The 21,876-nt window shown below is 63.1% G+C and carries 9 protein-coding genes; 5 read left to right on the top strand and 4 right to left on the bottom strand.

The features are described 5' to 3' along the window. Nucleotides 1-154: 154 nt before the first annotated feature. The 3 genes from I6L32_RS11010 to I6L32_RS11000 form a co-directional block, all read right to left on the bottom strand. Nucleotides 155-14,182, bottom strand: coding sequence for an Ig-like domain-containing protein (locus tag I6L32_RS11010; RefSeq protein WP_216945089.1), 14,028 nt, complete (start codon nt 14,180-14,182; stop codon nt 155-157). 222 nt (nt 14,183-14,404) lie between these two features. Then, nucleotides 14,405-16,066 carry a putative transporter gene (locus I6L32_RS11005; protein WP_010675535.1) on the bottom strand — a complete coding sequence of 554 codons (1,662 nt, stop codon included), beginning with the start codon at nt 16,064-16,066 and terminating at the stop codon, nt 14,405-14,407. Between the two features lie 121 nt (nt 16,067-16,187). Then, nucleotides 16,188-16,820 (bottom strand): hemolysin III family protein, encoded by a 633-nt coding sequence (locus tag I6L32_RS11000; protein WP_216945086.1) that lies wholly within the window; start codon nt 16,818-16,820, stop codon nt 16,188-16,190. Nucleotides 16,821-17,011: 191 nt separating this feature from the next. Here I6L32_RS11000 and I6L32_RS10995 point away from each other — a divergent pair, with 191 nt between their 5' ends. From I6L32_RS10995 to I6L32_RS10985, 3 genes are all read left to right on the top strand, one after another. Next, complete coding sequence (locus I6L32_RS10995; protein ID WP_216945084.1) at nt 17,012-18,517, top strand: aminotransferase class V-fold PLP-dependent enzyme; 1,506 nt, start codon at nt 17,012-17,014, stop codon at nt 18,515-18,517. 105 nt (nt 18,518-18,622) lie between these two features. Continuing rightward, the gene (locus I6L32_RS10990) at nt 18,623-19,174 is read left to right on the top strand and encodes a septation protein A (protein WP_102949208.1); all 552 of its coding nucleotides are present in this window, start codon (nt 18,623-18,625) and stop codon (nt 19,172-19,174) included. 24 nt (nt 19,175-19,198) lie between these two features. After that, entirely contained in the window at nt 19,199-19,495 is a 297-nt protein-coding gene (locus I6L32_RS10985; protein WP_010675539.1) for a YciI family protein, read from the top strand. A 63-nt stretch (nt 19,496-19,558) separates the two neighbouring features. Here the strand turns inward: I6L32_RS10985 and cysQ are convergent, their stop codons facing one another. Further along, on the bottom strand, nt 19,559-20,329 hold the full coding sequence (cysQ, locus tag I6L32_RS10980; RefSeq protein WP_039041322.1) for a 3'(2'),5'-bisphosphate nucleotidase CysQ: 771 nt from the start codon (nt 20,327-20,329) through the stop codon (nt 19,559-19,561). Nucleotides 20,330-20,493: 164 nt separating this feature from the next. Here cysQ and I6L32_RS10975 point away from each other — a divergent pair, with 164 nt between their 5' ends. Beyond that, nucleotides 20,494-20,811, top strand: a complete 318-nt coding sequence (locus tag I6L32_RS10975; RefSeq protein WP_043156043.1) for a ComEA family DNA-binding protein — start codon at nt 20,494-20,496, stop codon at nt 20,809-20,811. Nucleotides 20,812-20,905: 94 nt separating this feature from the next. Then, nucleotides 20,906-21,817, top strand: coding sequence for a UTP--glucose-1-phosphate uridylyltransferase GalU (gene galU / locus I6L32_RS10970; RefSeq protein WP_010675542.1), 912 nt, complete (start codon nt 20,906-20,908; stop codon nt 21,815-21,817). Nucleotides 21,818-21,876: the final 59 nt, after the last annotated feature.

Below are 21,876 nucleotides of genomic sequence, written 5' to 3'. Positions count from 1 at the left end.
TCTGTCAACTTCCACTTCCCCAAGATCCCGCGAAGAACCTTTTTTTACCTTCTCCTTGCATTGCCCTCCCCCTCGTCTGCGCCCATCCACCCGAAAATCCCCCATAAAAAAAGCGGCAGATTGCTCTGCCGCTTTTGCCCAGCCCGCTTGGCTGTTACTTGTTGATATCCAACATGTTGTTTTGCAACATGAAATCGATCACCTGGTTGGCAGTCGTCCCTGAACCGCCCGTCAGGGAGTCGAAGGTGTGGTTCATCAGCACTATCTCCTGGGTCACCGGCGCCGCACTGCTCTCCTTGACCTGCAGGTGCACCCCTTCGCTGTCCTGGAACACCGAGAGCAGGCTCTTCAGGGAGCTCTCGCTCTTGCTGCCATCGCTGTCGAGCAAGTCGCTCAGATCCAGTTTGTCCCCTTCCGACTTGCTGAAATCGACGATGTAGTCCTTGGCCACCTTGCCAGCCTCGGTATCCCCTTTCAGCCAGGTGAAGGTATCGGCACCTGCATCCCCCATGAGGATGTCGTTGCCGGCCCCCCCGATCAGGATGTCGTTGCCCAGCCCGCCGCTCAAGATGTCGTTGCCGGTACCGCCATAGAGGGTGTCGTTGCCACTGCCACCATAGAGGCGATCGTTGCCGCTCTCCCCATAGAGGGTGTCGTTGCCGCTACCACCGAACAGGGTGTCGTTGCCGGCACCGCCGTACAGGAAGTCATCACCCCCCTGACCGAACAGGATGTCATTGCCATCACCGCCGAGGAGGGTGTCACCCTTGTCATTGGCCGACGACAGATCGAACTCGCTGGCGTGATCCGTGATGTAGGCGTGCACCTGGGCATCGGTCACCGACCCAGCCCCCAGCTTGCCGCTCACATACTGCTTGATGGCCGCATACCCTTCCCCGCTGATGCCGGTGAAGCGTACCGCGTCGCCAAACAGGATGTCGTCGCCCGCACCGCCATCCAGCCTGTCAACGCCGGGCAGGTTGCTGACCGGCGTCCCCAGGATGGCATTGGCGAGATCGGAGGCATTGACCCCTGTCTTGATAACACCATCAGAGTCGTAGGACTTGAGATCGTTATAGGAGATATTCGCTCCCAGTCCGATCGCCTCGACGGTCACTCCCATGCCGGTCAGCAGCCCGAAGCCGGCTACCGAGTTGGTGATGGTTGTGTCAGAGGAGTCCTGCCCATTGCCGCCAAGAGACCAGTATACGTAACCGCCTTTACCATCTGGTCGCATGGCTCCGATGGTGCTCTGGGTACCCCGCCAGTCGTAGGAGTAGACCCTGCCCTGAGCATCAATGATGGTCTTCCCATCATTGTTATAGATTTTGCCCGCCACATAGCTGCCCTTAAGCACCGTGTTAAGACGAACATCATCATCCCAGAACTTATCATTGACGATCGGATTGCCTCCCTCACTGTCCAGATAGAAGGTCGGCTTGCCATCGGTAATGAAATAGGTCAGGTTCTTGGCATTCGTATTACCTTGTGCGGTCGAACTGTTGAACCAGTTGGCCGTGGTCTGGAACACATCTTCATAGTTGGTCCCGCCGCCACTGTCTTTGCTGCCATCCATGCTGTCGAGGATCGCCTGCAACTTGGTCAACGCATCCGAATCCTTGAGGTTCACGCTCACCGATTTGTTGGCCAACGTATCAAAGTCCACCAGGAAGATATTGACCTTGCCCGCACCGGCTGCCCCCGCAGAGTTCTTGAGGCTGGTAAACACTTGGGACAGCTGGGTTCTGATGGTCGCCATGGCGTCACTGCCGATACTGCCGGAGCTGTCGACCATAAAGGCGAGGTTGTAGTTCTGGCCCGGCAGCATCACGCTGCCATCCAGATCCCCCACCACGATATTGTGCTCGCTGCCATAGGTCCGGTTCTGGTCCCCCGGCTCCCCTTCGGTGGCGTTGAAGTAGCTCAGGCGGATGCTGTCGTCATCGGTCGCGGTACTGGTCAGATCGGTCCCGACCTCCTTGGCGATGACATCGACCTTGAGATTGACCAGGCCCGCCTTGTCACCCGGTACCCGCAGAGTCAGGCCGCTCAAGTTCAGATCCAGTGCATTGCTGCTCCACAGCTTGTCCGACGCGGTGAAGGTCAGCTTGCCATCGTCCCCGACGGTACCCAGCAACTGGCTGCCCTTGTAGAGTTCGGACCCTTTGGGCATGCCGCTCAGCACCAGGCTGTCAAACACCTCGCTGCCATCCCTGTCGGTGAGGGAGGCCGTCAGCTCGACCGGGTAATCCACCTTGGTCGGCGGAACCAGGGTCAGCTCACCCGTGGTCTGGTTGATCTGGTAGATGCCGTCTGCGAACTGGACATATTCCATGTCGTGCAGGGCCTTGGTCACCCCGACGCCTCGCTCGGACACGACGAAGTCGAACCACTTGTCGTTGTTCGAATAACCCTCCCCCTTCTTGATGGAGTAGTCGGCACGATTGCCGGGCAGCACGGCGATATCCGTGCCAGTCCCGCCATAGAGGCCATCGTTGCCAAGACCGGAGACCAGGATGTCGCTGCCTTCACCACCATAGAGGGAATCACCCTGGATGGCATCGCTGCCCACCAGAATGTCATTCCCCTGGTTGCCGACCAGGCTGTCGCCGCCTCCCTTCTGGCTCACGATGTAGTCGTTGCCGCTGGTGCCATTGACCAGATCCTGACCAGAAGAGCTATCGGTCAGGGTCTTGGTGATCCCGAGAGCCCCCTTGTCGAAGCTGCCGGACTGGAACTGGCCCGTGGTGATCCCCGCGCTCGGGAAGCTCAGGTTGTAAAGGGGAATACCGTTGCCCACCAGACTCAGGTTGACGGTCGGCTTGTCGGCCACCGCCGCCACGTCGATCACCAGCTTGCTGCCGTTGCTGAGGTTGGCACCGTCGCTTATCTGATAGCCGATGCTGGCATAGTCGCCCTTCATGTTGCCGACCACGGCGCCGTTGCCGTTGGCGGCATGGGTGCTCGATTCGTTCAGACCGGGCACGAAGCGCAGATGGCCTGCGTTCACCTCGGCATAGGAGATGAGGGATCCGGTTTGCACCGCAACCCACTGCCCAGCCGCATTGAGGTATTCGAGGGTACCGTTCAGCGGCAGGGTGTTGATCTGCACCCCGAGATCGGTCGCGTCCTGATCGTCGCTGGCACCGAACTGGGCCCAGGTCAGGACCTGGGGCTGATCTTCGGCACCGGCACTGTGGCCGCCAGCCGCCGTCGGCGCCCGATCATTGTCCACTATGGTACCGGTCCCGCTTTGACCACCGATGGTCACCGAGAGGGTCTCGTTCGTCTCGACAAGGCGATCGTTCACCGTCGGGATGGTCACCGTGAAGTCTGTCACGCCCGCCGGTACCGTGATCTTGCCGGTGGTGCTGTTGTAGGTCACGCCGTTGCTGAACTGGGCATTGCCCCAGTCCTGGTTGGAGGCGGGGTTGTTGCCCGATCCGCGAATGGCGAAATCGTATTCGGTCGCTTCCTGGGTCGCATCGGACAAGGTGACCTTGTGCAACAGGTTGCCCCCTTCAGTCACGCTCTCGCTGGAGACACCCTGAACCAGCGGCGTGAAGAGAGGCTTGGTGGCGAAGGAGCCAATGCTGGCGTCACCGTCACCATCCACCACCCGGATCTGGAAGTCGATGTCACCATCACCCAGGGGTTTGGACATGCGCTGGTACTGGAAGAACTCCCACTTGCCGGTGGCTGGCGTGAACTCCAGCTTGAAGACGAGGTTGCCGCCCGCATCCTTCCCGAGCAGGGTATTGGCCCCGCTGGCGGTGATGGCGATGGCTGAGCCGGAAGCCGTCCGCAGACCATTCTCGAAGGTCGCCGGGTCCAGCACCAGTCCGATGGAGCCCTTGCCGTCCGCCCCCCACTGCGGGGTCACGGTGCCGGAACCATAGGCGATGGCCTGCGCCGTGTTGGCACCGAGGAACTCGATGCTCTGTACGGTGAAGTCGCTGTTGTCGGAGGTATTGGTGTTGCCGTTGTTGGTCGCCTTGATCACCATGGTATCGAAGCCACCCTGCTGCACCTGGAAGTTCTGGTTGAACTCCCCACCCGATGCGTTGGAGTTGAATACCAGAGTGCTGATCAGCACACCACCGCGATAGAACTCCACGACCCCGCTCTCCAGCTCGCCGCCAAACATCTTGCTGAACTTGATGTTGGCGCCGTAGGCAACCTTGCCCGCATCCAGCCTGACGATCAGCTGCTCGGAGGCGGACGATCCGTCAGCAAAGTGACGGAAGTCAATCTCGTTGGCGAGGTTGTGGTAAGGCGCAGCACCGCTGGCCACCCCCAGCCCCGAGCTGGAGCCGTTGACATCCGCCGTTACCAGTGAGGAATCGGTTGCCGACTTGAAGCCCAGGGCGCTGATGGTAAAGCCCGCCATGTTCAGGGTGCTCTGGTTGCCACTGTACTTGGTCAGGTCGAAGAGCCCGGTCAGCACATTCGGAATATCGGTCTTCACCACGGAAACGGCATCGCTGTTGCCAGCAATGGGGGAGTCGTCCTCGACGCTGACATCCAGCTTGCCCTTGGTGACGCCGCTGCCATCGGAGACCTCCACGTCCAGCTGGAACGACAACTTGTCTTCCGAGGTCGTATCCCCGTGGTCGAGGGGGCCCTTGAGGGTCACGTCATAGGTCCACTCTCCCTTGCCGCTGGCATTGGGTGCCGTCAGCTTGACTTCGACCACCGCCTTGTAATCGGCGCCGCCAATCGCCCCCGTGTAGCCGACCAGCGTCTTGCTGCCCGCATCCCAGCTCCATTGGACCTTGGCCCCACCGGACGTCAGCCCGGCCGGTCCGTTCAGGGAGATGCTGAGCGTGCTGCTGTCGATGTCGCCCACCGAGAGGGTACCGGACGCCTTGATGGCGTTGGTGGTATCCGGGTTGCCGACCGTGTCGGCAATACCGTTTGCCAGCCCCTCTTCGGAGACGACAGCCCCATTGGAGATGGTCAGCGTCGGCAGATCGTTGACCGCATCCACCTTGATGGTCACGGTTGCGGGACTCGCATCCACGGCGCCGTCGTTGTCTACCGCCGCATAGTTGAAGGTGGTGTTGCCGTTCCAGTTCGCATTCGGAGTGAAGGTGAGCTTGCCGGCGTCCGCCACCGCAATGCTCTGATCCACCGTCACAGCCACCCCGTTCAGATAGAGGATGCCGTTGGCAGGCAGGCTCTTGATGGTGAAACTCACCACGTTGCCATCGATGTCGCTGCCACTGAGGGTCGGAATGGCGATGCTGGCGGCATCTTCCTGACCGTTTGCCTGCTTGTTTGCCGTCTCCGGCGCTTCATTCAGGATCTGCGCGTTGTCGCTGCCCGGCAGCGAGACGTTGCCCGCCTTGTCGGTCTGGGTCGCCGTCACCGTCAACGACTTGCCGTTGGCCGGGGTCGTTTCCGTCCAGCTGATGGTGCCATTCTGATAGCCGTAGCTCTTGCCATTGCTTGCCAGCAGGGTGCCATCGGCCTTGAGCGTCAACTGGACAGTGCTGTTCACCCCGCCATTGTTGATGGTCAGCGTCACCTTGCCGCCCGCAACCAGGTCTGCGTGATTGATTCCGGCGCGAACCTGGATCTGATCATTGCCAATCTCGGCCTTGGTCAGCATCTGGTCGTTGTTGGCATCATCCACGATAACCACGGTCGGTGCCGCAGTGGCGGTGGTGTCGCCCATGGTGGCGCTGTCGCTGCCCGGCAGCGAGACGTTGCCCGCCGCGTCCACGATGGTGGCGGTCACGGTCAGCGTCACGCCGTCCGCCGGACGGTCAAACTCGTAACCCACCTTGCCCGCCGTGATGTCGGCATCGGTCAACAGGCGGTCGGCCTGGCCGCTCACCTTGAGGGTGTCCCCGGCCTTGGCATCGCCCGGCAGGCTCACTTCCACGTCCACCTTGCCGCTGATCTCGGTGTTGCTGATGGTGCCGTCGTTGTTCACGTCTTCGGTGATGACCACGGTCGGCGCGCCGGTCGCGGTGGTGTCGCCCATGGTGGCGCTGTCGCTGCCCGGCAGCGAAACGTTGCCCGCCGCGTCCACGATGGTGGCGGTCACGGTCAGCGTCACGCCGTCCGCCGGACGGTCAAACTCGTAACCCACCTTGCCCGCCGTGATGTCGGCATCGGTCAACAGGCGGTCGGCCTGGCCGCTCACCTTGAGGGTGTCCCCGGCCTTGGCATCGCCCGGCAGGCTCACTTCCACGTCCACCTTGCCGCTGATCTCGGTGTTGCTGATGGTGCCGTCGTTGTTCACGTCTTCGGTGATGACCACGGTCGGCGCGCCGGTCGCGGTGGTGTCGCCCATGGTGGCGCTGTCGCTGCCCGGCAGCGAAACGTTGCCCGCCGCGTCCACGATGGTGGCGGTCACGGTCAGCGTCACGCCGTCCGCCGGACGGTCAAACTCGTAACCCACCTTGCCCGCCGTGATGTCGGCATCGGTCAACAGGCGGTCGGCCTGGCCGCTCACCTTGAGGGTGTCCCCGGCCTTGGCATCGCCCGGCAGGCTCACTTCCACGTCCACCTTGCCGCTGATCTCGGTGTTGCTGATGGTGCCGTCGTTGTTCACGTCTTCGGTGATGACCACGGTCGGCGCGCCGGTCGCGGTGGTGTCGCCCATGGTGGCGCTGTCGCTGCCCGGCAGCGAAACGTTGCCCGCCGCGTCCACGATGGTGGCGGTCACGGTCAGCGTCACGCCGTCCGCCGGACGGTCAAACTCGTAACCCACCTTGCCCGCCGTGATGTCGGCATCGGTCAACAGGCGGTCGGCCTGGCCGCTCACCTTGAGGGTGTCCCCGGCCTTGGCATCGCCCGGCAGGCTCACTTCCACGTCCACCTTGCCGCTGATCTCGGTGTTGCTGATGGTGCCGTCGTTGTTCACGTCTTCGGTGATGACCACGGTCGGCGCGCCGGTCGCGGTGGTGTCGCCCATGGTGGCGCTGTCGCTGCCCGGCAGCGAAACGTTGCCCGCCGCGTCCACGATGGTGGCGGTCACGGTCAGCGTCACGCCGTCCGCCGGACGGTCAAACTCGTAACCCACCTTGCCCGCCGTGATGTCGGCATCGGTCAACAGGCGGTCGGCCTGGCCGCTCACCTTGAGGGTGTCCCCGGCCTTGGCATCGCCCGGCAGGCTCACTGCCACGTCCACCTTGCCGCTGATCTCGGTGTTGCTGATGGTGCCGTCGTTGTTCACGTCTTCGGTGATGACCACGGTCGGCGCGCCGGTCGCGGTGGTGTCGCCCATGGTGGCGCTGTCGCTGCCCGGCAGCGAAACGTTGCCCGCCGCGTCCACGATGGTGGCGGTCACGGTCAGCGTCACGCCGTCCGCCGGACGGTCAAACTCGTAACCCACCTTGCCCGCCGTGATGTCGGCATCGGTCAACAGGCGGTCGGCCTGGCCGCTCACCTTGAGGGTGTCCCCGGCCTTGGCATCGCCCGGCAGGCTCACTGCCACGTCCACCTTGCCGCTGATCTCGGTGTTGCTGATGGTGCCGTCGTTGTTCACGTCTTCGGTGATGACCACGGTCGGCGCGCCGGTCGCGGTGGTGTCGCCCATGGTGGCGCTGTCGCTGCCCGGCAGCGAAACGTTGCCCGCCGCGTCCACGATGGTGGCGGTCACGGTCAGCGTCACGCCGTCCGCCGGACGGTCAAACTCGTAACCCACCTTGCCCGCCGTGATGTCGGCATCGGTCAACAGGCGGTCGGCCTGGCCGCTCACCTTGAGGGTGTCCCCGGCCTTGGCATCGCCCGGCAGGCTCACTTCCACGTCCACCTTGCCGCTGATCTCGGTGTTGCTGATGGTGCCGTCGTTGTTCACGTCTTCGGTGATGACCACGGTCGGCGCGCCGGTCGCGGTGGTGTCGCCCATGGTGGCGCTGTCGCTGCCCGGCAGCGAAACGTTGCCCGCCGCGTCCACGATGGTGGCGGTCACGGTCAGCGTCACGCCGTCCGCCGGACGGTCAAACTCGTAACCCACCTTGCCCGCCGTGATGTCGGCATCGGTCAACAGGCGGTCGGCCTGGCCGCTCACCTTGAGGGTGTCCCCGGCCTTGGCATCGCCCGGCAGGCTCACTTCCACGTCCACCTTGCCGCTGATCTCGGTGTTGCTGATGGTGCCGTCGTTGTTCACGTCTTCGGTGATGACCACGGTCGGCGCGCCGGTCGCGGTGGTGTCGCCCATGGTGGCGCTGTCGCTGCCCGGCAGCGAAACGTTGCCCGCCGCGTCCACGATGGTGGCGGTCACGGTCAGCGTCACGCCGTCCGCCGGACGGTCAAACTCGTAACCCACCTTGCCCGCCGTGATGTCGGCATCGGTCAACAGGCGGTCGGCCTGGCCGCTCACCTTGAGGGTGTCCCCGGCCTTGGCATCGCCCGGCAGACTCACTTCCACGTCCACCTTGCCGCTGATCTCGGTGTTGCTGATGGTGCCGTCGTTGTTCACGTCTTCGGTGATGACCACGGTCGGCGCGCCGGTCGCGGTGGTGTCGCCCATGGTGGCGCTGTCGCTGCCCGGCAGCGAAACGTTGCCCGCCGCGTCCACGATGGTGGCGGTCACGGTCAGCGTCACGCCGTCCGCCGGACGGTCAAACTCGTAACCCACCTTGCCCGCCGTGATGTCGGCATCGGTCAACAGGCGGTCGGCCTGGCCGCTCACCTTGAGGGTGTCCCCGGCCTTGGCATCGCCCGGCAGGCTCACTGCCACGTCCACCTTGCCGCTGATCTCGGTGTTGCTGATGGTGCCGTCGTTGTTCACGTCTTCGGTGATGACCACGGTCGGCGCACCGGTCGCGGTGGTGTCGCCCATGGTGGCGCTGTCGCTGCCCGGCAGCGAAACGTTGCCCGCCGCGTCCACGATGGTGGCGGTCACGGTCAGCGTCACGCCGTCCGCCGGACGGTCAAACTCGTAACCCACCTTGCCCGCCGTGATGTCGGCATCGGTCAACAGGCGGTCGGCCTGGCCGCTCACCTTGAGGGTGTCCCCGGCCTTGGCATCGCCCGGCAGACTCACTTCCACGTCCACCTTGCCGCTGATCTCGGTGTTGCTGATGGTGCCGTCGTTGTTCACGTCTTCGGTGATGACCACGGTCGGGGCGCCGGTCGCGGTGGTGTCGCCCATGGTGGCGCTGTCGCTGCCCGGCAGCGAAACGTTGCCCGCCGCGTCCACGATGGTGGCGGTCACGGTCAGCGTCACGCCGTCCGCCGGACGGTCAAACTCGTAACCCACCTTGCCCGCCGTGATGTCGGCATCGGTCAACAGGCGGTCGGCCTGGCCGCTCACCTTGAGGGTGTCCCCGGCCTTGGCATCGCCCGGCAGGCTCACTGCCACGTCCACCTTGCCGCTGATCTCGGTGTTGCTGATGGTGCCGTCGTTGTTCACGTCTTCGGTGATGACCACGGTCGGCGCGCCGGTCGCGGTGGTGTCGCCCATGGTGGCGCTGTCGCTGCCCGGCAGCGAAACGTTGCCCGCCGCGTCCACGATGGTGGCGGTCACGGTCAGCGTCACGCCGTCCGCCGGACGGTCAAACTCGTAACCCACCTTGCCCGCCGTGATGTCGGCATCGGTCAACAGGCGGTCGGCCTGGCCGCTCACCTTGAGGGTGTCCCCGGCCTTGGCATCGCCCGGCAGGCTCACTTCCACGTCCACCTTGCCGCTGATCTCGGTGTTGCTGATGGTGCCGTCGTTGTTCACGTCTTCGGTGATGACCACGGTCGGCGCGCCGGTCGCGGTGGTGTCGCCCATGGTGGCGCTGTCGCTGCCCGGCAGCGAGACGTTGCCCGCCGCGTCCACGATGGTGGCGGTCACGGTCAGCGTCACGCCGTCCGCCGGACGGTCAAACTCGTAACCCACCTTGCCCGCCGTGATGTCGGCATCGGTCAACAGGCGGTCGGCCTGGCCGCTCACCTTGAGGGTGTCCCCGGCCTTGGCATCGCCCGGCAGGCTCACTTCCACGTCCACCTTGCCGCTGATCTCGGTGTTGCTGATGGTGCCGTCGTTGTTCACGTCTTCGGTGATGACCACGGTCGGCGCGCCGGTCGCGGTGGTGTCGCCCATGGTGGCGCTGTCGCTGCCCGGCAGCGAAACGTTGCCCGCCGCGTCCACGATGGTGGCGGTCACGGTCAGCGTCACGCCGTCCGCCGGACGGTCAAACTCGTAACCCACCTTGCCCGCCGTGATGTCGGCATCGGTCAACAGGCGGTCGGCCTGGCCGCTCACCTTGAGGGTGTCCCCGGCCTTGGCATCGCCCGGCAGGCTCACTTCCACGTCCACCTTGCCGCTGATCTCGGTGTTGCTGATGGTGCCGTCGTTGTTCACGTCTTCGGTGATGACCACGGTCGGCGCGCCGGTCGCGGTGGTGTCGCCCATGGTGGCGCTGTCGCTGCCCGGCAGCGAAACGTTGCCCGCCGCGTCCACGATGGTGGCGGTCACGGTCAGCGTCACGCCGTCCGCCGGACGGTCAAACTCGTAACCCACCTTGCCCGCCGTGATGTCGGCATCGGTCAACAGGCGGTCGGCCTGGCCGCTCACCTTGAGGGTGTCCCCGGCCTTGGCATCGCCCGGCAGGCTCACTTCCACGTCCACCTTGCCGCTGATCTCGGTGTTGCTGATGGTGCCGTCGTTGTTCACGTCTTCGGTGATGACCACGGTCGGCGCGCCGGTCGCGGTGGTGTCGCCCATGGTGGCGCTGTCGCTGCCCGGCAGCGAAACGTTGCCCGCCGCGTCCACGATGGTGGCGGTCACGGTCAGCGTCACGCCGTCCGCCGGACGGTCAAACTCGTAACCCACCTTGCCCGCCGTGATGTCGGCATCGGTCAACAGGCGGTCGGCCTGGCCGCTCACCTTGAGGGTGTCCCCGGCCTTGGCATCGCCCGGCAGGCTCACTTCCACGTCCACCTTGCCGCTGATCTCGGTGTTGCTGATGGTGCCGTCGTTGTTCACGTCTTCGGTGATGACCACGGTCGGCGCGCCGGTCGCGGTGGTGTCGCCCATGGTGGCGCTGTCGCTGCCCGGCAGCGAAACGTTGCCCGCCGCGTCCACGATGGTGGCGGTCACGGTCAGCGTCACGCCGTCCGCCGGACGGTCAAACTCGTAACCCACCTTGCCCGCCGTGATGTCGGCATCGGTCAACAGGCGGTCGGCCTGGCCGCTCACCTTGAGGGTGTCCCCGGCCTTGGCATCGCCCGGCAGGCTCACTTCCACGTCCACCTTGCCGCTGATCTCGGTGTTGCTGATGGTGCCGTCGTTGTTCACGTCTTCGGTGATGACCACGGTCGGCGCGCCGGTCGCGGTGGTGTCGCCCATGGTGGCGCTGTCGCTGCCCGGCAGCGAAACGTTGCCCGCCGCGTCCACGATGGTGGCGGTCACGGTCAGCGTCACGCCGTCCGCCGGACGGTCAAACTCGTAACCCACCTTGCCCGCCGTGATGTCGGCATCGGTCAACAGGCGGTCGGCCTGGCCGCTCACCTTGAGGGTGTCCCCGGCCTTGGCATCGCCCGGCAGGCTCACTTCCACGTCCACCTTGCCGCTGATCTCGGTGTTGCTGATGGTGCCGTCGTTGTTCACGTCTTCGGTGATGACCACGGTCGGCGCGCCGGTCGCGGTGGTGTCGCCCATGGTGGCGCTGTCGCTGCCCGGCAGCGAAACGTTGCCCGCCGCGTCCACGATGGTGGCGGTCACGGTCAGCGTCACGCCGTCCGCCGGACGGTCAAACTCGTAACCCACCTTGCCCGCCGTGATGTCGGCATCGGTCAACAGGCGGTCGGCCTGGCCGCTCACCTTGAGGGTGTCCCCGGCCTTGGCATCGCCCGGCAGGCTCACTTCCACGTCCACCTTGCCGCTGATCTCGGTGTTGCTGATGGTGCCGTCGTTGTTCACGTCTTCGGTGATGACCACGGTCGGCGCACCGGTCGCGGTGGTGTCGCCCATGGTGGCGCTGTCGCTGCCCGGCAGCGAGACGTTGCCCGCCGCGTCCACGATGGTGGCGGTCACGGTCAGCGTCACGCCGTCCGCCGGACGGTCGAACTCGTAACCCACCTTGCCCGCCGTGATGTCGGCATCGGTCAACAGGCGGTCGGCCTGGCCGCTCACCTTGAGGGTGTCCCCGGCCTTGGCATCGCCCGGCAGGCTCACTGCCACGTCCACCTTGCCGCTGATCTCGGTGTTGCTGATGGTGCCGTCGTTGTTCACGTCTTCGGTGATGACCACGGTCGGCGCACCGGTCGCCTCGGTGTCGATGGCCGCACTGTCGCTGCCGCCGGTCCCCTTGTTGCCCGCCAGATCGGTGTAGCTGTTCTCCTTCACGGTCACGCTGGCGGTGCCCGTGAAGTGCGCATCCGGAGTGAAGGTCGCGGTCCAGGTCTTGCCGCCATCGGAGGTGGTCAGCCCGGTCACTGTGCCGCCCACCACGGTCAGGTCGCCCAGCTCGAACCCGGTCACCTTCTCGCTGAAGGTGAAGGTGACGTCGCTGGTTTCACCCACGGTCAGCTGGTCGTCAACGATGTGGACCACCACGCTCGGGGCCAGGGTGTCGACGCTGTAACCCTCGGTATCGGTCACGGTGGTGCTGTTGCCCGCCGCGTCGGTGGTGGTGACCTTGGCGTCGATCACCTTGTCCCCATCGGCCACCAGCTCGCTACCCGGCACATTGATGCTGAAAGTCTTGTCGGCCAAGACCAGACCGGTGAAGGCCTTGCCATTGACTGTCAGGGTGACGGTGTCGCCCTCTTTCACGTCGCCACCCACACGACCGGTCACGGCGATGTCCTGCTTGGACTCGGCCGCGTTGATCACGTCGTCAGGGGTGATGTTGCCATCCAGGGTGATGCTGGCATCCGGTGGCGTGGTATCGAGCAAGGTAGTGTCGTCGGTGGCGCTGGCCGGGTTGCCCGCCGCGTCGGTAACGCTGGCCACCACGGTCAGGTTGCCATCAGCCAGCCCGCTCAGATCGGCGCGGGTCTGGTAGTTGCCATCGGCATCGGTGACGGCAGTGACTGTCACGCTCTTACCGGTGGCATCGCTGATCACCAGGGTCACGGTACGACCCGGGCCAACATCGGAGGTGCCGCTGATGGGCGTGTTGGCCACATTGGCCGCGTTCACGTCATCCAGGCTCACCGTGATGTTCGCCGTGGTGTCCACGCTACCATCGTCGCTCGACGTGCCTCTGTTGCCAGCAGGATCAGTCACGCTGGCCGTCACGTCATAGCCTCCATCCGGCAACGGTGTCACGACATCCGCGCTGTAACTGCCATCCGGTTGTACCGTGGCGGTCAGGGTCTGCTGATTGCCGTTGGCATCGGTCACCGTCAGGGTCACCGTGCTGCCGGGGGCGGCGTCCGTGGTACCCGTGATGGTCGGGGTGTTGTCATTGGTATTGTCCGGTGCATTCACCGTCACGATCGGGGCCGTAGTGTCCACGCTGCCATCATCGGTCGCGGTGCCGGTGTTGCCGGCCGGATCGGTCACGGAGGCCGTCACCTGATAGCCCCCTTCGGCCAGCGGTGAGGTGACATCCACGCTGAAGCTGCCATCCGGTTGTACCGTAGCGGTCAGGGTCTGTTGATTGCCGTTGGCATCGGTCACCACCAGGGTCACCGTGCTGCCAGCGGGAGCATCCGTGGTGCCGGTCAGGGTCGGCGTCCGATCGTTGGTGTTGTCGGGGGCAGAGACGGTGATGACGGGAGCGGTGAGGTCGACCAGCTCATCCTCACTGCTTTGCGCATCCACCAGCGGCGCCGCGTCAGCCGGGTTCGCACTGTCAAAGCCTGCGCTGGAGATGGTTGCATCACCGGTACGATCGATAGTGACGAAACCGCCGTTGCCGCTGGCACCAGCCACGCCCCCCGCATTGCCTGCGGCCGGGGCTCCGCCCGCCGCCGACGCTTCGAATGCCTTGGTGGGGTCGGTCCCGTCCAGAATCGCTTGCTGCAAGGCGGCGATGTCATCGGGCGTACCCGCGTTCGCCAGCACGGCGTCACCCTGTTCGGGGCGCTCGCCGGAACCCAGGGTGAACGTGGTCTCCCCTCCCTGGAAGCTGGCCCCTTCGGGCGCAAGCAATACCGCATCCTTGGGCAGTACATCGCCTTCTGCAACGAGTCTCTGGCTCCCGTCGGCGGCGACCAGATACATTTTGCCTTGCAAGTGGGTAACGACGACATCCTGATCCAATACGATGCGCTGATTGCTCATGGTTTCTCCTGAAATATCGAAGGGCATATTGCTCCAGCCTCCAATGTGCCCGTTTATCAGGCCATAAACCAGTGAGAAAAATCGAATGAACAGACCGAAATGAAGCCGGGTTTCGGGGCGAAAACGAAGGGACGCAGAAGATAAATAAAATTAATTAAATCAATAGCATCAATTGTGACAAAACGAAGACGGGAGCCTCATCGGCTCCCGTCTCGTGAGGTGTCAGACACCGGCCCAGAGCAGGATGGCCAGCAGCTGGGGCGAGATGATCCGCAGGAACATCACCAGGGGGTAGACGGTCGCGTAAGAGAGTGCGCTGGCACCACTGGTGGGGTGCATGCCGTTGGCAAATGCCAGAGCGGGAGGATCCGTCATCGAGCCGGCCAGCAGACCGCATAGCGTGAGGTAGTTGAGCTTGCCATAATGGCGTGCCAGCACACCCACCAGCAGCAGCGGGATGAGGGTGATTGCCACACCGTACATCATCCATGCGGGACCGTCGCCGTTGATCAGGGTGTCGATGAAGCCGGCCCCGGACTTGAACCCCACCACCGCCAGGAAGAGCACTATGCCTATTTCCCGCAGCGCCAGGTTGGCGCTCGGCGGCATGAACCAGTAGAGCTTGCCGATGCTGCCGATACGAGACAGGATGAGCGCCACCACCAGCGGTCCCCCTGCCAGCCCCAGCTTGAGCGCCGCCGGGAATCCCGGCAGGTAGAAGGGAATGGATCCGAGCAATACCCCCAACCCGATGCCGATGAAGACGGGCAGCATCTGCACCTGCTGCAGTTTCTGCTGCACGTTGCCCACCACGCTGGTGACCGCCTCGATGGCATCGAGCCGCCCCACCAGGTTCAGGATGTCACCGAACTGCAGACTGGTCTGACTGGTTGGCACCAGCTCGATGCCGGCCCGATTCAGGCGCGAGATGACCACATCGTATTTCTGCTTGATGTCGAGATCGCGGATCCGCTTGCCGAGCACCTGCTCATTGGTGACCACCACCCGCTCGACCCGCAGATCGGTCCCGCGGGTGGAGAGGGAGGTGTCTACCTCCTCTCCAAGCACCAGCAGCACCTTGTGCAGGGCATGGCGTTCCCCCACCAGGTGCAGCAGGTCGCCAAGTTCGATGCGCGAGTCGGGCTTTGGCACCATCAGCTCGTCGCCACGCTTGAGGCGGGAACAGATGACGTCCGCCTCGTCCAGACTCGGGATCTCGCGGAGCATCAGGCCATGCATATTGGGATTGCGCACGGCAATGTTGATGGTTTGCAGACTCTCCTTGGTCTTGCCGGCCTGCTGCTCGAAAGCGACCGCCTCCTCCTCGATCTTGATGTGGAAGAACATACGGATGAGCCACATGGTGAGCAGGATGCCGCAGATCCCGAACGGGTAGGCCACCGCATAGCCCATCCCCATCAGGCCGGTGGATCCAGGATCCGCCCCCAGCTCGGCCAGGATCTGCTGGCCAGCCCCCAGGGACGGGGTATTGGTCACTGCCCCGGAAAAGACTCCGAGGATCACCGGCAGCGGTACATCGAACAGCTGGTGCAACGCTGCCGCCACCAGGCAGCCGAGCAGAACCAGCAGGGCCGCGAAGCCATTGAGCTTGAGGCCCGAACTGCGCAAGGAGGAGAAAAAGCCGGGACCGACCTGGATGCCTATGGTGTAGACGAACAGGATCAGGCCGAATTCCTGAATAAAATGAAGTGTTTGCTCATCCAGCTTCAAGCCGGACAAGCCGGCGAAGTGGCCCACTATGATGCCGCCGAACAGCACCCCGCCAATACCCAAACCCACGCCATAGACTCGCCAGTTTCCCAGCCAGAGCCCCAGCACTGCCACCAGCGACAGCATGCTGATGGAAAGCGCGATCTCACTCATCGTTTGCATCCTTTCCAAACTGAACTGGCACTAGCTTGTCAGCAAACGAAGGGGGCAACTGTGGGGTGCCGCACGAATTCAGGCTTTCATGAGCACAAAAATACCAATTAAGGGTTAGTCATCAGATATGGCCATAAATGGCCATGAAGTGGCACAGACTGCCCCCCAGCACAAACAGGTGCCAGATGGCGTGGTTGTAGGGAATGCGCTTGGCCACATAGAAGATCACTCCCAGGCTGTAGATGAGACCACCCAGCCCCAGCAGCAGGAGCCCGGTACCATCCAGATGCAGATAGAGCTGGTAGATGACCACCAGCGACAGCCAGCCCAGCATCAGATAGGTAAATAGCGACACCTTCTTGAAACGATTGATGAAGATCAGCTTGAACACGACCCCCGCCAGGGCCAGCCCCCAGATCACCACCATCAGTCCTTGCGCCAGCGGCGTATCGAGCGCCACCAGCAGGAAGGGGGTATAAGTGCCGGCGATCAGCAGATAGATGGCGCAGTGATCGAACAGCTTGCTCCAGCGTCTGGCCGCCACCGAGCTCACGCTGTGATAGAGCGTCGAGGCGAGATAGAGCAATACCAGGCTGGCACCGTAGACGCCGTAGCTCAGTAGTACCCTGGGCCCCTGATCCCACCCCTTGTGCAGCAGCAAGACCAGTCCCAGTCCGCCCAGCAGCAGCCCCAGCCCATGGCTGAGGCGATTCGCCCACTCTTCCCGTGGGGAGTACCCCGTCACATCCATCATTACCTCCAACCCATTACCGGCCCACTCTAGCGGCCGACGTTTCAGGCTACAAGTGTTAGCTGAAAATAAAGGGGCGAGGAGAGGGAGGGCCAGAGATGGCTGTGCCCCCCGCCCCTTTGGTGTATGCTCTGCCGCCGACGCCGCCCATGCGGATTGCCGCGTCTGCCCGACAATCTGGTCTGGAGAACCCGATGAAGCTCACTGAACTGTTTACACAACCGGATCCTGATTTCGGCAAGGCCATGACGGCCCTGCTGGAGCATTTCCATCATTCCGACGACAGTCAGGCCCCCTATCAGCGGGGCAGCTTCACCCACCAGCTCGATCAGTCGTGCATGCCCGCCATCGGCATCTCTCCCCGGGACTATCTGGCACGGCTCGCCACCCTGGTACCCGGGGCATCGCACCTCACCTCTCCCCGCTACATGGGACACATGACGGCACCGCTGCCGGCCTTCACCGCCGAGCTCTCCCGGCTCTTGGTGATGCTCAACCAGAACCCGATGAAGATGGAGTCCTCCCGTTTGCTGAGCTTTCTGGAGCGGGAAGTGCTGGCCAAGCTGCACCGTCTGGTCTACCGCGAGGGCGACGCCTTCTATGCAGCCCAGATGCATGCCAAGGATGCAGCCCTCGGTGTCATGACCAGTGGCGGTACCATCGCCAACGTCACCGCACTCTGGCTGGCCCGCAACCGGGCCTGTGGCGACAACCTGTTCGCCCTCGCCGAGCAGGGCTATCGCGGCGCCGTCATTCTGGGATCGCGGCTGATGCACTACTCCTTCGACAAGGGGATGGATCTGCTGGGACTCGGGGGTCGCAGCGTCTGGCGTCTCGACACAGACGAGCACAACCGGCTCAGTCTGGCGGCGCTGGAACAGGCCCTTCAACAATGCAGGGAGCAGAAGCTCAAGGTGCTGGCGCTGGTCGGCGTGGCTGGCAGCACGGATTTTGGCTCCGTCGACCCGCTGCCGGAACTGGCCGCCATCGCCCGGCGCGAGCAAATCCACTTCCACGTGGACGCGGCCTGGGGTGGCCCGACCCTCTTCTCGCCCCGCTATCAGGGATTGCTTACGGGGATAGAGCACGCCGATACCGTTACCCTTGACGGTCACAAGCAGTTGCTGGTCCCGCTCGGTACCGGCATGCTGCTCTGCCGCCAACCGGACCTGATGATGACGGTGAAGCGCGAGGCTCCCTACGCCATCCGCGCCACCTCCTTCGATCAGGGGCGTTTCACTCTGGAGGGGACCCGTCCCGCCAACGCGCTCTATCTGGATGCCGCCTTCCAGATGCTGGGGCAGCAGGGTTATGCCCAACTCATCGACGCCAACTACGACAGGGCGCGGCGAATGGCCGCGCTCATCGACGCCAGCCCCGCCTTCGAGCTGATGTCGGCACCTGTCATGAACCTGCTCTCCTACCGATGCATTCCGCCCCACCTGCAAGGTCAGGTGCCCGATGTGGCGGCCAACGAACAGATCAATCTCTTCAACGTCGCCCTGCAAAAAGCCCAGCGCGCCGAAGGGCACAGCTTCGTCTCACGCACCCAGCGCGCAGTCTCCCGCTATGGCGAGCAACCGCTCACGCTGCTGCGCGCCGTCCTACTCAACCCTCTCATCGAGGAAGCGGACATACACGCATTGCTGGACGATCAGGTGCGCCTTGGCAACCAGATTGCCAGCCAGCTGTTCGAGTAACCCGCCGCCCCGGGAAGGAACTGCCTGCAGAATGGACGGTCTTATTCATTTGCCGTTGTCTGACGGGCAGGTACACTGAGTGAAATTTTGAGGTTAGAGCCCAGCATGAAGCAGTTTATCGAGTTCATCCCCCTGATCGTCTTCTTCGCGGTCTACAAGTTTTACGACATCTACACCGCCACTGGCGCCCTGGTGGTCGTCACCGGCCTGCAACTCCTGTACAGCTGGCTTCGCTATCGCCGGGTCGAGAAGATGCAGTTGTTCACCTTCGTGCTGGTCGGTTTCTTCGGCGGCCTCACCGTCTTCTTCCACAACGATGCCTTTATCAAGTGGAAGGTGACCGTCATCAATGTGCTCTTTGCCCTCGCCCTGCTCATCGGCCGCTATGGCTTTGGCAAGAACCTCATCAAGCAGATGCTGGGCAAGGAGCTCCAAGCCCCCGACCGGGTCTGGGACAACGTCAATCTCGGCTGGGTCGGCTTCTTCACCCTGTGCGGTCTGCTCAACCTCTACGTGGCCTTCAACCTCTCCCAGGAGATGTGGGTCAACTTCAAGGTGTTCGGCCTGCTGGGCATGACCCTGGTCTTCACCCTGCTCAGCGGCGTCTATCTCTATCGCCACATGCCGGCCGAGCAGAACGCAGAACAGAAAAAATAACCGCAACCAGAAAGGGATTGTTCCATGTGGTATCTGATCTACTCCGAAGATGTCGCGGGCAGCCTGCCCCAGCGCAAGCTGGCACGCCCTGCCCACCTGGCCCGCCTGCAAGCCTTGCAGGATGAGGGCCGCCTGCTGACGGCCGGCCCCAACCCGGCCATCGATGCCGAGGATCCGGCCGATGCGGGCTTCACCGGCAGCACCGTCATCGCCGACTTTGCCAGTCAGGCCGACGCCCAGGCCTGGGCCGATGCGGACCCCTATGTTGCGGCAGGGGTCTACGCCAGAGTGACCATCAAACCGTTCAAGAAAGTCTTCTGAGCCCATCGAGGCTGACAAGAAAAAGGCCGGACACTGTCCGGCCTTTTCGTATCCGATGGTGACTCATGCCCTGGCCACAAACCAGGGATTGAGGATATCGGGCTTGTTGTAGCAAAGCGGCGAACCATCGAGCTGGGTGACGCTGCCCCCCGCCCCTTCCAGTACCGCCTGAGCAGCCCCCGTATCCCACTCGCAGGTCGGCGCGAGCCGCGGGTAAAGCTCGGCCTCCCCCTCGGCAATGATGCAAAACTTGAGAGAGCTGCCCATGGAAACCAGCTCGATCTCGCCCCGCTCCAGTTCGCCAAAACGGGCCAGATACTCGAGGGTTTCCTGCGACAGGTGATTGCGACTGCCCACCACGCGCCACACTTGCCCTGCGTCATGAGGACGGGTCTGGATGGTCTCGTGCCTGCCATCGGCCACACGCCAGGCGCCAATCCCCTTGCCCCCATACCAGAGCTTGTCCAGTACCGGGGCATAGACCAGCCCCCAGCGCGGGGTCCCCTGTTCAATCAGGGCGATATTCACCGTGAACTCGCCGTTGCGGGAGACAAACTCCTTGGTGCCATCCAAAGGATCCACCAGCCAGTAGCGGGACCAGCCGAGTCGCGCAGCCATCACCTCGGGGGAGGACTCTTCCGACAACACCGGGATATCGGGAGTGAGACGCGCCAGCGCCTGAACGATCACCTCGTGGGCCCCCTTGTCCGCAGCCGTCAGCGGGCTCTCGTCCTGCTTGTACTCCACCGCAAAGGGCTGGCTGTAGATGGACATGATGGCCTCACCGGCGGCGCGGGCGATGGGCTCCAGTTCGGAAATGGCGGGTAGATACATGGAAGAGAGTTCTCGCTCAAAGGGTTGGTCAGTGTAACCGAGTGAGTATCTTCGGCTTATAGCCGTTTGCACTGACTTATACAGTGTCAAAACTGACAGACAAAAAGTGGCGCAACACAGCTAATGATAAATGTGGCACTAACGCCACATAAGGACATGACGATATGAACAAGAAGACCCTGATCGCCGCACTGCTGCTGGGCTGCCTCCCCCTGTTGAGCCAACCTCTGCTGGCCGCCGACAAGGCGGCGACCAAGCCTGTGGCCACCACCCAAGTCAAGGAAAGCGGCAAGATCAATCTCAATACCGCCAGTGCCAGCGAGCTCACCGCCCTGAAAGGCATTGGCGAGAAGAAGGCACAGGCCATCATCGACCACAGGGAGAAGCAGGGCAAGTTCACCTCCGTCGATCAACTGGCGGACGTCAGTGGCATCGGACCTGCCACGCTGGAAGCAAACCGGGACATGATTATCGTCAAGTAACCGGTTTGAATCCCTATCATCCCGAGGGCAGCCTGTGGCTGCCCTATTTTTCTTCGGGTATCATGAGCCCACTTTGTATCTTCGGACTCACTCCATGAAAAAGACACCGCTCGTTGTTCGCAAGGCCGTTCTCCCCGTTGCCGGTCTGGGTACCCGCATGCTGCCCGCCACCAAGGCCATCCCCAAGGAGATGCTGCCCGTGGTCGACAAGCCGCTGATCCAGTATGTGGTGCGCGAAGCCATCGCCGCCGGCATCAAGGAGATCATCCTGGTGACCCATTCAAGCAAGAACTCCATCGAGAACCACTTCGACAAAAGCTTCGAGCTGGAGGCGACCCTGGAGAAGCGGGTCAAGCGCCAACTGCTGGAAGAGGTTCAGCACATCTGTCCCAAAGACGTCACCATCATGCACGTGCGTCAAGGGGAAGCAAAAGGCCTGGGCCATGCAGTACTGTGTGCCCGCCCCCTCATCGGGGATCAACCCTTCGCCGTTCTGCTGCCGGATGTGCTCATCGACGAGGTGGCCAGCGATCTGAAGCAGGACAACCTGGCGGAGATGGTGCATCTGTTCGAAGAGGAGCAGATCAGCCAGATCATGGTGGAAGCCGTCCCCGAGAGCGAAGTGGACAAATACGGCATCGCCGACATCAAGGGGGAAGCCCTGAGCGAAGGCATGTCCCTGCCGATGCAGGCCATCGTCGAGAAGCCGCCCCGGGATGAAGCCCCGTCCAACCTGGCCGTGGTCGGTCGCTATGTGCTCTCGGCCAATATCTGGCCCTTGCTGGAAAAAACCCCGGCCGGCGCCGGCGACGAGATCCAGCTGACCGATGCCATCGCCATGCTGATGGAAAAGGAGCAGGTCAATGCCTACTTCATGAAGGGACGCAGCCACGATTGCGGCAGCAAGCTCGGTTATATGAAGGCCAATGTGGAATACGCCGTGCGCCATCGGGAACTCAGCAAAGAATTCACCAGCTGGCTGAAGCAGTTTGCCAAAGAGCTGTAATCTCTGAATATTTACAAGATAAGCAGAATAAAAAACTGGGCATCATTCGATGCCCTTTT

The organism is Aeromonas sp. FDAARGOS 1402, from assembly GCF_019046925.1.
GTDB lineage: Bacteria > Pseudomonadota > Gammaproteobacteria > Enterobacterales > Aeromonadaceae > Aeromonas > Aeromonas caviae.
Note: the sequence above shows the minus strand (reverse complement) of the source record. Positions and strands in the feature narration are given on the sequence as shown.